The organism is Actinomadura meridiana (assembly GCF_039537545.1).
Classification (GTDB): Bacteria; Actinomycetota; Actinomycetes; order Streptosporangiales; family Streptosporangiaceae; genus Spirillospora; species Spirillospora meridiana.
Map to the genome: position 1 here is coordinate 434,692 of NZ_BAABAS010000006.1, position 12,943 is coordinate 447,634.

General features: G+C 62.6%; 11 protein-coding genes. 3 read left to right on the forward strand and 8 right to left on the reverse strand.

Annotated features, from left to right (window positions below):
• The first annotated feature begins 112 nt into the window (after window positions 1-112).
• Window positions 113-1,297, forward strand: coding sequence for an MFS transporter (locus ABD808_RS15330; protein ID WP_344896494.1), 1,185 nt, complete (start codon window positions 113-115; stop codon window positions 1,295-1,297).
• On the opposite strand, the gene ABD808_RS15335 is transcribed toward ABD808_RS15330, so the two are convergent.
• From ABD808_RS15335 to ABD808_RS15365, 7 genes are all read right to left on the reverse strand, one after another.
• Entirely contained in the window at window positions 1,284-2,474 is a 1,191-nt protein-coding gene (locus ABD808_RS15335; protein WP_344896497.1) for an alpha-hydroxy acid oxidase, read from the reverse strand. The two genes, ABD808_RS15330 and ABD808_RS15335, sit on opposite strands and share 14 nt — an antisense overlap.
• Before the next feature lie 7 nt (window positions 2,475-2,481).
• On the reverse strand, window positions 2,482-3,666 hold the full coding sequence (locus tag ABD808_RS15340; protein WP_344896500.1) for a thiamine pyrophosphate-dependent enzyme: 1,185 nt from the start codon (window positions 3,664-3,666) through the stop codon (window positions 2,482-2,484).
• Window positions 3,667-4,128: 462 nt separating this feature from the next.
• Window positions 4,129-5,298: an ATP-grasp peptide maturase system methyltransferase gene (gene tgmC, locus ABD808_RS15345; protein ID WP_344896503.1), complete on the reverse strand. Its 1,170-nt coding sequence runs from the start codon at window positions 5,296-5,298 to the stop codon at window positions 4,129-4,131.
• Entirely contained in the window at window positions 5,295-6,257 is a 963-nt protein-coding gene (tgmB, locus tag ABD808_RS15350; RefSeq protein WP_344896506.1) for an ATP-grasp ribosomal peptide maturase, read from the reverse strand. The genes tgmC and tgmB overlap by 4 nt, the downstream gene beginning before the upstream one ends.
• Window positions 6,244-6,465 carry a putative ATP-grasp-modified RiPP gene (tgmA, locus tag ABD808_RS15355; protein ID WP_344896509.1) on the reverse strand — a complete coding sequence of 74 codons (222 nt, stop codon included), beginning with the start codon at window positions 6,463-6,465 and terminating at the stop codon, window positions 6,244-6,246. Before tgmA ends, tgmB begins: the two co-directional genes overlap by 14 nt.
• 284 nt (window positions 6,466-6,749) lie before the next feature.
• Window positions 6,750-7,475 carry a hypothetical protein gene (locus tag ABD808_RS15360; RefSeq protein WP_344896512.1) on the reverse strand — a complete coding sequence of 242 codons (726 nt, stop codon included), beginning with the start codon at window positions 7,473-7,475 and terminating at the stop codon, window positions 6,750-6,752.
• A gap of 259 nt (window positions 7,476-7,734) precedes the next feature.
• On the reverse strand, window positions 7,735-7,968 hold the full coding sequence (locus tag ABD808_RS15365; protein WP_344896515.1) for a DUF397 domain-containing protein: 234 nt from the start codon (window positions 7,966-7,968) through the stop codon (window positions 7,735-7,737).
• 1,060 nt (window positions 7,969-9,028) lie between these two features.
• On the opposite strand from ABD808_RS15365, the gene ABD808_RS15370 reads away from it, so the two are divergent.
• The gene (locus ABD808_RS15370) at window positions 9,029-10,285 is read left to right on the forward strand and encodes a helix-turn-helix domain-containing protein (protein ID WP_344896518.1); all 1,257 of its coding nucleotides are present in this window, start codon (window positions 9,029-9,031) and stop codon (window positions 10,283-10,285) included.
• A gap of 3 nt (window positions 10,286-10,288) precedes the next feature.
• The gene (locus ABD808_RS15375; RefSeq protein ID WP_344896521.1) at window positions 10,289-10,819 is read left to right on the forward strand and encodes a GNAT family N-acetyltransferase; all 531 of its coding nucleotides are present in this window, start codon (window positions 10,289-10,291) and stop codon (window positions 10,817-10,819) included.
• An 875-nt stretch (window positions 10,820-11,694) separates the two neighbouring features.
• Here ABD808_RS15375 and ABD808_RS15380 read toward each other — a convergent pair.
• Window positions 11,695-12,843, reverse strand: coding sequence for a site-specific integrase (locus tag ABD808_RS15380; protein WP_344896524.1), 1,149 nt, complete (start codon window positions 12,841-12,843; stop codon window positions 11,695-11,697).
• Between the last annotated feature and the right edge of the window lie 100 nt (window positions 12,844-12,943).

The following is a 12,943-nucleotide window of genomic DNA, read 5'->3' on the forward strand; positions in this document are numbered from 1 at the left end:
CCGGATTGTTTTGCCAGCAAAATATTTGCTGGCAAAGCATATGTTAGTGTGCCTCTGCGGGCGTTGGTCCCTGACGCGCGTCGTTCGGACGACGTCCCGGAGGAGCGTTCTCATGAGTGTCGAGACGGTGACCTTCGAGCGGGCGGGAGAGGTCCGGGAACGCTGGGTCTTACCGACGGCGTTCGTCACGTTGCTGACGATCGGCACCGACCTGTTCGTGGTGTCGCCGCTGCTTCCGTCGATCGCCGGGCAGTACGGGGTCTCGGTCGGCGCGGCCGGTAACGCGGTCACCTTCTTCTCGGTCGCCTATCTGGTCGCCGCGCCGTGCGTCGGCATGGTCGCCGACCGCGTGGGCAGACGGTTCGTGCTCGTCGCCGGGCTCGCGCTGTTCGCCGCCGCGAACGTGCTGACCGGGGCGGCGCCGTCGTTCGGGGTGCTGCTCGGTGCCCGCGTGTTGGCCGGTGTCGGCGCGGCGGCCGTGACTCCGTCCACACAGGCGTTGGTGGGGCAGGTCGCGCCCGCCGATCGGCGCGGCACCTGGATGTCGGTCGCGGTGGCCGGGTTCCTCATCTCGTTGACCACGGGTGCCCCCACCGGCACCGCGCTGGCCTCCGCGTTCAGCTGGCGGGTCACCTTCGTCGCGCTCGGCGGGCTGGCCCTGGTTCTGGTCGTGGTCAACGCGGTGAGCTGGCCTCGGCGGGCCGGGGCCGTGACCGGCGAGGGGCCGGTGGCCGACCGGGTGCGTGTTCTCACCAAGATCCGGGCCGTGTCGGTGACCGGTCTCTGGGCGTTCGCGGTCTACGCGCTCTACACCTATCTCGGGACGGCCCTGCGCACGGTCGCGGGGCTGTCCACGGGGCTGGTCGCCGTCGCGCTGGTCCTGTTCGGGCTGGGCGCGGTGGTCGGCAGCCTCTTCGGTGGACGGCTGGCCGACCGGTTCGGCGCGCGCCGGATGTCCACGATCAGCCTGGTGCTGCTGGCCGTGTTTCAGCTGGTGGTCGACCTAATGTTCCACGCTCCAAAGGGGGTGCTGGTCGTGGTTTTGGGTGCGTTCGCGTTGAGCGCGTATCCGTGTCTGCCCGCGTTCCAGGCACGGCTCGTCGAAGCGTTCCCCGGTCAGGTCGGTTCGGTGTTCGCCTGGAACAGTTGCTTCATGTACCTCGGAACCTCGCTCGGCGCGGCGGCGGGCGGCGCGTTGATGTCGTCCGCCGGGTTCGGCTGGATTCCCGTCGTGGGCGCGGCCGCCGGTGCCCTCGGCGCCCTGGTTTCGTGGCGTTTCGCCATCACCCGGCGTTGAGCGGCGTGGGGTGGGGGCGCAGCCAGGTGGGGTCCAGGGCTTGGACGGACGGGGCCCCGAGAAGGGCGAGCGTGCGCTCGATCTCCTCCGCGAAGATGTCGAGCACGCGTGCCACACCGTCCTCGGCGCCGACCGCGAGACCGTAGGCGTAGGGGCGGCCGATCAGGACGGCCCGGGCGCCCAGGGCGAGTGCTTTGATGACGTCGCTGCCGCGCCGGACGCCGCCGTCCAGCAGGACCTCGGTGTTCGGCACGGCGGCGACAATCTCGGGAAGGACGTCCAGCGCGGCGGGCGCGAAGTCGAGCTGGCGGCCCCCATGGTTCGACACGACGACGCCGTCCATGCCGCAGGAGACGGCCTTCTCGGCGTCCTGCGCGGTCAGGATGCCCTTCACGTAGAGGCGGCCCTGCCAGCCGTCGCGGAGCCAGGTGAGGTCGTCCCAGTTCAGGGTGGCCTGGCTCAGGTGGCGTTCCTGGATCTCCACCGACTCCACCGCCGCCGCGACGCCGCCGCCTTCGACCAGGTTGCGGGCGGAGATGCGACGGTGGCGAAGTGTCTGGTACGTCCAGGTCGGGTGGCGGCACATCCGCAGGGCCTGGACGGGCGTGAGCGTGGGCGGCGGCCCCATGCCGGTGCGCCGTTCGCCCTCCCGGTTGCCCCGGACGGGATAGTCCACCGTGACCATCATCGTCCGATATCCGGCGTTCCAGGCGCGGGCCATCAGCGCCGTCGCCGTGTCGCCCGAGTGGGGGTAGAGCTGGAAGAAGTGGGCCCGGGTGGTCGACTCGGCGACCTCCTCGATCGTCCAGGACGACGCCGTGCTCAACACATGGCGGGTGCCGCGCCGTTCGGCCGCGCGGGCGGCGGCGACGTCACCCTGCCAGTGGGCCAGGCCAGTCAAACCGACCGGGGCGAGCAGGACGGGCAGGTCGAGGTCGACGCCCGCGACCGTCGTCGCCAGGTCGGGGGACTGGTGGCCCGTCAGGACACGCGGCCGAAACCCCCAGCGGGCGAACGCCGCCCGGTTCGCGGTGAGGGTGGCGAGGTCGTCGGCGCCGCCGTCGATGTACTCCCGGACCATCGCGGGCAGTCGGCGGCGGGCCGCGCGGCGGTAGTCGTCGACGGTCAGCAGGGGGCGCGGGGCCCGGGGGCGGAGGTCGAAGCCGAATGCGTGCATCGTTCAATCATGCGCATCGGACGTCGATGACCGCGTGCCGCCCCTGCTCACGCACCGCGTGCAGCCCTCGGCGCAGGGCCGGGACCAGTTCAGAACGTTCGGTAACGCGCTCGCCATGGCCGCCGGACGCCTCCGCGTACTTCTCGAACGCCGGGATCGGGGCGAGTTCCGAGAAGGTCGTGTCCTTGGACGCGGCGGCGTGCCCGTCGGGATACATGGTCAGCGCGGAGTTCTCGACCGCGGCCCAGCGGCCGTTGGCGGCGATGATCGTCAGCACCGGCAGGTTGTGGCCGCGCATGGCGTGGTGGCAGGCGGCCGGGTTGGCGAACATGTAGGCGCCGTCGCCGACCGTCGCGATGACCGTCCGGTCCGGGCGCGCCAGGCGGACGCCGAGCGCGGCGGGCAGGCCCCAGCCGAGGCCGCCGTCCGGGGTGGTGCCGAAGAAGCCTTCCGGTTCGAGGTCGCCGAGGAGGTCGGGCCGCGCCCAGTACTCGTTGACGATCACCGCGTCCGGCGGCCTGACCTGCGCGAGCGCCCAGTTCATGAACGTTTTGTCGATCGTCCCTCCGGCGCGGGACGCCGCGTCCAGAACCTCCCGGCGGCGGTCGCGGGCCCGGTCCGCGATGGCGGCGAGCCGGTCGTGGCGGCCGGGGTCGGTCGGGCGTCCGGCGAGCGCGGCGGACAGGGCGGTGAGCAGGTTCCGGGTGTCGGCGGTGATCGACAGGTCGGAGCGGTGGCCTCGGATCGGGTACGCGCCGAAGTGCGGATCCGGGCCGGACTGGACGACGATCGCGTCGTGCCGGGGCTCCCCGCTGCCGGGCGTCCAGGGGACGTCCATGTCCAGGAAGCACAGGACGTCCGCGTCGGCGAGCGCCGGGGCGATGTCGAACCCGAGGTGCAGCGGATGGGACGACGGCACGTTCGCATACCGCGGTTTGTGCTCCAGCACCCCGATCGAGAATCGCAGGCACAGGTCGGACAGCAGCTTCACCGTCCGCGGGTCCGCGCCCGTCGACCGGGTGACGATGACCGGCAGCCGCGCGCCCGCGAGGCGCTCGGCCAGCAGGTCGACCGCGCCCGGGTCGGGGGACGCGGGGACGGGCACGGCGGCGGGCCCGTCCCGCACCTCGATGTCGTTCACCGGCCGGGCCAGCACTTCGCGCGGCAGAGTGAGATAGACCGGCCCGGACACAAGGGGTTTCCCCAAAAAGTCTGACGGAGTCTGCGAAGTAGACACTGACCTGGGAATACTCGGACGCTGCGTCTGACGGAGTCGGGAGCCATCGGGCGGAATCTGGGGGGGTTGGCTCCCCTGTGTGGCTCCCGGGGTCCGCTCGGTTGTGACTGGTGACGCGCGTTAGGTGCTTCGCTTCGAGCGGTCGGCGACCACGCGTGCCACTTCGACGTAGGAGCGCCAGGGTATTCCGTTGGCCTCCATGAAGCGGGTTAGCGTTGGGGAAAGATGTTCAGCGTCCGCGCTATCGCGGGGACGGACTCGCATCCGAGTAACGGCGTCGCGAGTCTTCAGGAATGACCGCGACTGCTTCACGCGGTTCCCTTTGTGGACCAATCCGGCATCAGTGATTAGGTATTGGTCGGGAACGTGGCAGGCTTGAGCCCGCCAATCGGTCACCACACGATGGAGCTTTTCGTCCTATCGTGGGAGTTGCCACATTAGCGAGTGCTGGCCGGGCATGAAAACGACCTGTTCGTTCGGGGTGACCTTGATCCGGAATTCTTCGATCTCTGGTGATCCGATATCCCGCCAGTCCGCTATTGCCTTTTCGATGCTGCTCCACAGTGCAACGGGCCCAATTTCCCGGACGAGGGTAATTCCGTTGCCCTGTGGTGTAAGGGATGCGATGGAGCCCGTGTCGTCCACGTAGTAATCAACCATCGGGCCGCCATCGACGCTCTTGCCGACGCATTGTGCCTGGGGTGCGGCGAGTTGGGCGATGAATTGCGCAGTCCAAGTGTGCAGGGTCTCAGGACTAATGACGGCCGGACGGGATTCGCTGGCGTCTATCCCTTTAGTGTCCCCGATATTGACAGTTGGGGGCATGTGGGGACGGGCGAGCATAAATGAGTAGGTGTTTGGAAGGAATCGGCCGGAAGCGGTTCCGTCTGAGGAAACGGTAAGCTTGGCATATCCGGAGCCGTATTGCCATCCTGAAAGTGTTGTCAGGATCGTGGTACCCGGTTTGCTTTGACTGATCCACGCAGCGGGGATATGTCGTACCGAGCACGTAGCGATGATCCGGTCATAGGGTTCCCGTTGCGGGAATCCATCGAGACCGTTCCCTGTAATAAGTAGTGGATTGTGCCCGGTCTGGTGAATCGCACGGGCCGCGCGTGCGGCAAGGCCAGCGTCGGTTTCGATGCTGACGACATTTTCAGCGCCGACTCGCTCACACAACAGCGCAGTTGAGTATCCAGTGCCGGTTCCGATTTCCAAGACCCTGCTGTCATCGGTTACGTCCAGATCTTCGAGCATCGCGACCACGAGGCCGGGAAGTGTTGACGACGATGTGGGATTTCCGGCGGGAATCGGTCTTTCCGTGTCGCCCGGGTGAAGGTGTACGTCGATCTGTGTGACCCAGGTTTGGTTCTCGTAGGTGAGTGCTATCCATTCATCGGTTCCGATACTTTTCGGTGTGACAGGCTCCCACTCCATGCCTTGGGGGGTGGTGATGGGGCGGAAGAATTCGGGGAGGAACAGATGGCGGGGGATTGTTTCGACGGCCGCGCGCCATTGCCGCGTTCTGAGGTCACCGGTTTCTTGTAGTTCGCGCGCCAGTCGCTGACGTAGTTCCTTTTCGTTCACGATCGCCCCTTCTCCAGAAGATCAGCGAATGCGCTTGCCATGGGCAATTCGGTAGGTGCTTGCATCCAGGCCCATTGCCCATTCGGGTTGCATTCAAGGAATACAGGCCGATCGTCGGCATCAATCGCGAAATCGAAGCATCCCGACATGAGGCGAAAATGGCCCAGGAAGCGGTGAATCTTGTCGGCGAGCTTATCGGGCACTTGTACCACCCGATATTCTATCTGCTCGTAATCGCGCCGCCAGTCCAGTACCGGCGAATCAATCCGCACAGCGAACAACGCGTCCCCAGCAACGGTAATCCTCAGATCCCATTTCTTGGGCACCATCCGTTGAAAGAGGTGCATGGTCCCCGCGATCCGGTTGTCTATTTCCTCCGCAGAAACTTCCTGCGTCCATATCGTGACGGCCGTCCCGTTGGTTTCGTACTCGACCGAACGGAGAGGCTTATAGATAACTCTCCGGTGGTCGTTAATGAATCTACGGACCTTGTCGGGGTCGTTCGTGATGAGAGTCGGGGGGACATCGAATCCCAATGCGACCGCCGTTGAGAGTTGCGCAGGTTTGAATTCCGCGTCCGCAATCGCGTGCGGATGATTCACATAAAGGCAATCCGGCAAGGAAACCAGCACGCCCCCCAAGCCGTATCTTGCCTGGAGGATGGCGAATCGGGCGTCCTGCCCATCCAGACCGGGAAAGGCAAATCCAGAGGGACGGCGGTAATACAATGACCGGACCGCTGAAAGATCTGCTTCCCGCGTCGTGGTGGACAACTGTCCCGATAGTCCGTACCCATCGCCGATTTCTGCTGACATGGTGAGATCATTCGGGAAGTCTGCGGAATCAAAACGCACAACTGGCACATTGCGGGAATGCAGTTCAGCGATCACCATATCAGCGGTCATGTCGTCCGCTTGGGTGACCACTATTACCGGCCCCTTTTCGTCAGTCCTGGTCACTGTCCTGCGTCGTGTCTTGGTCGAAGGTCTTGGGCGAACTCCCGTCACCCTTTGACGCCCGCGTCTTTTGCTCGGTGCCGGTATTGGACTTCTTGTGTTTCATTTCTACGACGACGCCGTTTGCATCGACGTATCGGCCGGTCTGTGTCACAGGGTCAATGGTGACCGCGTATTCGGGGAACTCGATGACGTCCGGATAGGGACCCATGCGGGACACCCCCCACGGCTGTGAGACCGTAGGTCCATCCTGCCTTTGGGCGGGCCTGGAAACGGGGATTCGCTCTGCGTGGCTAAACACTGTCGGAGATCTCCTTTCAAAGAGTGTCCGCAATGCCTGATCACAGACAACTCTAGTCGGTGCGGCCTCTCCCTGCCACCGCCTCTACTCGGATGCTGGCGTCTGACGGAGTCGGGAGCCATCGGGCGGAATCTGGGGGGTGGCTCCCCTGTGTGGGCTCCCGGGGGTCGCTTGGTTGTGACTGGTGAAGTGCGTTAGGTGCTTCGCGTCGTGCGGTCGGCGACCACGCGTGCCGCTTCGACATACGAGCGCCGAGGTATTCCGTTCGCCTCCATAAAACGTCTTAGTGTCGTCGCACCGATGTTCAGCGACCGGGCAATCTCGGAAATGGACTCACCAGCGGCGTAGCGCTGTCGCAAGTCCTCGGGAGTGATCCCGATTTCTTTGCGTGGTTTCCCACCTTTGCGGACCGGGCGCGGACGCGTGTTGACGCCGTCTCTTTTCCGCCTCCGGATGACAGTGGCTATAGGACGATCAGGGCCGCCTTTCCGACGCCGGTCAAGCATCCACGGGCGAGAGGGCTTCTCACCCTCATGCCAGAGCACTTTGAAGTTGCGTCGCGCGTCACCGAGTTGAGAGGTGAATAGCTGACGCCTCTTTCCGAGCGAGTTAGCCGCAATGCCGTTGTCAGCAAAATTGGCCATAGCCGCGAGGACAGACCTGTCCAGGTCCGAGAGCCGTTCAACGATCTGTAGGGCCGCGACCCTCTCAATCACGTACTCTTCCGGTCCCGGTGTGGAATGGAAACCAAACCAGTAGCGTTCAAAGCTCGGCCGGTTCTGGCGCTTTGAGGCATCGTTCAAGTCATACCCGTGACTACGGAGCCGGGCGGTTAGTTCCCGGTCGAGAACGTCGCCACTGGAGTACATCAATTCGCTTGCGGTCGGCGGCTCCTCACACGAATAGAGGAATTCCGCCATAGCGGACCATGTGATCTCGACGCGTTCATCGAAATCCCACCCATGATGCCGGAAAGATGTGTGAACGGTAATCGCCGCTAGCCGGTTCAAGTCCCGTAGCGTGTACCCGTGCCGTAATTCCTGATCGGCAATTGATCCATCGCGCATGGTCGGGGAGAGCTTTCCTTATCTGCCGAGTAGGGGGCCCTGCGGGCTTGCGTTGCTCTTGAGTCGGTCTACATGCGGGAACACGGCGAGCATTGGCAAACTTCTTTGGGGTTCAACGCCCGCCGCGTTCCCCGTCCTGTTTCCCGGTGATTCGCGCGTATGCCGGTTCGACGCGCGCCAATAGCGCCAACTGTCGCCACACCGAAAGCGATATGCGAAGCGTCGGGCCGTCCGGGTCTTTCGAGTCACGCACGATGACATACCCCTGCGCGCTTGCGACCTCCACGCAGCCGTCTTGGTTCAACGCTTCGCACCGCGACGACTTCCGGAATGTCAACGACTCCAAAGTTGTGCACTCTCCTCGTTACGCGTGATTTGGTGAACGGGCAGGGGGACAGGGGGGCACGCGCACGCAACCACCACGTAGAAGAATCCGCGAATGATGTACGAGTCGCACCCCCGGTCAAGCGCTCCGAGTGCTTCGGCGAACAAAGGGTCACCGGTCCTATTCACGATGCCAACCAGCAGGCCACGCACCGTCGCAATGGCCGTGACCCGGTCCAGCCGTTCCGAGGACACTTGCAGCCTCCCTTGCCGCGAGGTGCCCACGTGCCAATGGTCAGCCGGTACCGGAAATGCTCTCATGAGTCACCGTTTCGCCGGTCGCAGATACCCCTGCACTCGCAGCGCAGTGTCAACGACATGATTTGCCGGTCCGATGGGCTCATTCCAGGACGTGAAGAACCACAACCGTCCGCCGTCATCCTGCCGGGAACGGCACGTGATCGAATCGCAAAGGCGGCGGCGGTCGCAGCAGCCGGATTCACACGGATTGGCCACTTTGAGCGCCGAACCGGAAAGTTCTGCCTGAAAGCCACGTCCCGACAAATACGAACCCAGAGCGGCAAGCCTGCTTTCGGGCGTAGTCGAGTCGGTCACGACGCACACCCCCGTTCCCGCCTGCCTCCCGACAGGACCGAGAGCACACGGGCGGCCGCCCCCGCCACGTCGTCGATGGGACCGAGATCGTTACCGTGGTCGCTTCCCCATCGGAACCGGTTCCCGTCGGTAGCGATGACCCGCTGAACGCCCCCAGACGCCCCCAGAGCGACGATCAGGGCCCCGCTCTGCACCTGGGCACGGCACTCACGCGCCACCAGCTCTACGGCCAACTCATCCAACGGCCTACCCGTAGGATCAGCCATAGGTCCGAGCTCCCTTCGGGCCGAGGCCCCGGGACACCCCCGATGTTCACAGCATCGGGACCGGGGCCGCTTTTTTTCTTGCGCCCTACATGAAGCCAGCTTGCGGGGTTACCGTGTAGGGGATGAGTGATGGCAGCGAATGACAGTTGGTTGTCATCACCCGCATCAGCGAACTGGATCACCCCCGGGAAGATATGAGACATGGCGACATTCGGCGAGAAAATGCACGCATTAATCCAGGAACGCGGCATATCCCAACGATCGCTCGCTAAACGGCTCTACTGCAACCAAAGCCATATCTCCAAAATCAAGACCGGGGAGCGGACTCCGTCACCTGAACTCGCGAAACAAATTGACGCCGTACTCCAAGCGAACGGGGAACTGATCGCCCTCGTACCGGAACGCAGAGAGAAGACTCTTCACAGTAGGGAAGGAGACAGCGACGTGGAACGCCGACAACTTCTAGAAAGCCTCGCAGTGTTTGGCGTAGCAATTTCGCCTGCCACTCGCGCCCTGGAGAACATTCATGCCAGTCTGGAACGCACCTTCGGCGACAGCGACCGTAGGCGTATTGACCACTGGGAAGAAGTCACCACCGAATACGGGTACAGCTACATCACTCGCCCACCGGAGCAGTTCGCCCAAGACCTAGCGGTTGATTTGGTGGGTATCCGCCTGATAATGCGGGATATCGACACAGACTCTTTCGTCTACAAAGAATGGTGCCGTATCGGTGCCACGCTTTCGGCCCTGATGGCAAAGACACTCAGCAACCTGGGCCACACAAGAGAAGCTCGCCATTGGTGGATAACCGCGCAGACAGCGAGCGACGATTCCGACGACGTGGCCGCACGCCTTTGGGTACGCGGGGAGCGTCTTGTTCGTGGCCTTTATGAACAACGGTCACCCCATCTCCTTATCAAGCAGGCTAACGAGGCATCGGACCTTGAAAATGGGAATCCATGCGTTGGGCTGGCGACCATTATCGGAGGAAAAGCCCAAGCTCTGGCACTGGTCGGGGCTACTGATGCGGCTGAGACAGAACTGACGCACCTTGAGCGTACCTTTGATGGCCTCCCGCCAAAGGCTACTGAAGATTCTCATACCGTTTTTGGGTTTGGCGAGGACTGTTTGCGGTACACGGAAACGTGGGTATATGCAAATTGCGCGAACAGCGGAAAGGCAGACATCTCCGCCGCCCAGGCCGCGCAACTATATCCGCCGGATGACCGGCGGACTCCGACGCAAATAAAGCTGCTCCAGGCATTCGGCCGTACTAAAGCCGGTGACCTTACCGAAGGCATCCAGGAGGCTTCCCAGGCTTACGGAAATCTCCCTGTCGCACAGCGAACAATTCTGATCTCATCCCTGGCCGAGCGGATTGTCGATACAGTTCCATCGGCCCAACAGAATCGGCCGGAAGTGAAAGCCTACCGCGAAGTCGTGCACGGAAGGTAATTCATGAGAAGTCGAGAATATGTCCGGCTCAACGGCGGGCAAGCGCTGGAAATTCTGGAACCACTGACCGATGTCTACAGGGAGATTTACGACGGAGAATCATACGGCGATGACGCGCTATTCAGCCGAGCACAGTTCAAGGCCCGTACATCGGCACAATGCCGGGGACAGAAATTCGAGCTAGTCAAGTTGCTTATTGATGGCCGATGGGCAGGGTTCAGTTTCGGGCTCCAGTTTCCCGCTGGAGCCTGGTGGGCAAATGCAAGCGAACCGCCGCGCTCCATTCTCGCCCTGTCCAAGTTTGCCGTCATAGAATTAGGGATACGCCCCGCGTATCGCGGCCAAGGGCTCAGTAAACGACTCCTAGCCAACATTCTAGGCGGCCGGGATGAGGCATTCGCAACACTGACCTCAATTCCCGGCACCCCAGCCCATGACATGTATGAACGGTGGGGATGGTCGAAGGTCACGACTGTGGGCGGAGAAGGTCCAAAAATGGACGCGCTGATACTGCCTTTGCCATTTGCCGAGTGACCACAAGAAACTGCGATTCTTCCTCGCAGCCGGCAATATTTGATCTTCAATTCTGTTGCTACTTCGTCCATCCGAATGGCCATTATCTATTGGCGACCCTGCCGAGGCCCTTTCGGGACACGCCGTCCAGCCGCGTATGTCCTTGTCAGAAAAGCGCCTGCAAGGGACCTCGTCAGGCTCTCGCTGTTTTTGGCCTCGTCTTCCAGCTTAGCGCCATTTTTTGCAAGGCCAACGCTGGATATTTGGCCGGGTTGAATAGTTGCAAGCGGCACTGTTCTTTAGCCTTTCACATCCCCCTGCGCGTCCCCTTTCGTGTCCGCCTTCGATCGCGCGAAACCCATCCCGGTCTATCCGCCCAGGTCAGGGCTTACGCAGTCGCCCAAACGGCTGGCTAAATTTCCTACGGAAATCCGCCGGTCGTCGCTCCGCTCCTCCCGGAAGCCTCCCCAACCCCCTACTCCCCCATTCCGCTCGCCCCCCTCGTCTCCCTTCCCCACTTCACAAAGGAACGCAAATCGACTTGTCGAGCGCTCGCCGCATTTTGAATTCCAAAGAAACCCGTCACTATTTGTCACCTCATTCTTTCACCGTATTTGTGGATGTTTAGCGGGTCCATTGAAACGGAACGACGGTCGTTGCACAGGGCATTCGGCAACTGTGGCGACCGGTTCCGGGCGGAACATCCCATGGGACAGCCCCTAGACGGCTCTCAGAGTCCCGCAGACCCCCCGCGCGTCTCCCCCCCATAGTCAGGATGCCGTCAAGGGCTGTGAGAGCCGCACAGACGTTTCCGCGATGTGTCCCAGTAGACCGGACGCGCGACAACGCAGAACGGCCCCTGATGGATGTCAGGGACCGTTCTGTGCGGGTGCGGGTTATGCGGCCTTGCCGAACACCCGGTCAATCACGTCCGCGCTCTGACGGTGCACGGGTGCCAGCACCTTACGGTAATGCCTCTCAAGCGTCTTGAGAGTATGACCCGCCATATCGGCAATCACTTCTCTAGCCACACCATTGTGGCTCATCACGGACACGAACGTCGTGCGTGTTTCCCGCAGCGTCCAGGCGTCCGGATCACTGATATCCGCGACCTTGAGAAGCGCGCGAAACTCCGTCCGCGCGGTGTTCGTGTCGTACGCGCTGCCATTGGGGAGCGTGAAAACCGGCGTGTCTTTCGTGACCTCCGCGCCGATCGCTTCAAACTCTCGCTTCTGAATCACTCGCCAGATTTTTAGGCCGCTTACCGCCATGCCCCCCAGCGTCAGGCCACGCTTGCTCTTTTTCGTCTTGAGTTTGCCATCGGTCCGCGCCGCCTTTTCGATGTAGACGGTCGGTTCGGCGCTGTCGATGTCCAGCCATTTCCACGTGAGACCGTGCAACTCGTCCACGCGAAGTCCCGTCGTGATTGCGAGCGCGACATACCCGCACATCCGATGTGCCGGGAACGGGGACACGCACGCGGCCAGAATCGCGTTCGTTTCTTCGACGCTGAACGACTTGCTTTCCCGCAGGGTGTCTTCTGTGCCTTTGGGGCGCGTGACCGGAAGACTGACGTTCCGACCAACGTAGTCGAACACAATGGCGCGATTGATGCTGTTCGTCAGAAGCGCGTGAACCTTGCGGAGCGATTCACTGGAAAGCGTGACCGCCCGAGTCACCAGCCATTCGGACACGTGCGCCGCTTCCAGTTCCCTGATTTGGATCGCACCGATTGCCGAGATGTGGTTTTTGATCCATCCCCGATAGGTCACGATGGTTGATGGAGCCTTACCGCTACGCTCCAATTCGTTCACATACTCGATGACCACTTCCAGGACCGTACGCCGCGTGGTGGCCTTGACGTTGCTTTTCAGGTCCTTTGAAAGCGCGTCTAGCTTCTCTTCGACGATCGCTTTCGTGCGGCCCTTACGCTTGGGACGGTTCCGCGAACCATCGGGCTTGCTCCCCAAGTCCAGAACGCCCGTGTACCCCTTGCCCTCCCGGTAGATGCTGCCCTTGTAGCCGTTGATGAGTACGCTTGCCATCAGACGCTCCCTGTCCCTGTGTGACGGTGGGGTGTCAGGAGGGGTCGGGTGCTGAGAACACCCGGCCTCTCCGCCTGTCAGAGCCTAGAAAGTTTGATCA

Coding starts and splice junctions, on each gene's coding strand:
- ABD808_RS15330 (WP_344896494.1), top strand. CDS start 113: ATGAGTGTCGAGACGGTGACCTTCGAGCGGGCGGGAGAGGTCCGGGAA.
- ABD808_RS15335 (WP_344896497.1), bottom strand. CDS start 2,474: ATGCACGCATTCGGCTTCGACCTCCGCCCCCGGGCCCCGCGCCCCCTG.
- tgmA (WP_344896509.1), bottom strand. CDS start 6,465: ATGGGTCCCTATCCGGACGTCATCGAGTTCCCCGAATACGCGGTCACC.
- ABD808_RS15360 (WP_344896512.1), bottom strand. CDS start 7,475: ATGGCGGAATTCCTCTATTCGTGTGAGGAGCCGCCGACCGCAAGCGAA.
- ABD808_RS15370 (WP_344896518.1), top strand. CDS start 9,029: ATGGCGACATTCGGCGAGAAAATGCACGCATTAATCCAGGAACGCGGC.
- ABD808_RS15375 (WP_344896521.1), top strand. CDS start 10,289: ATGAGAAGTCGAGAATATGTCCGGCTCAACGGCGGGCAAGCGCTGGAA.
- ABD808_RS15380 (WP_344896524.1), bottom strand. CDS start 12,843: ATGGCAAGCGTACTCATCAACGGCTACAAGGGCAGCATCTACCGGGAG.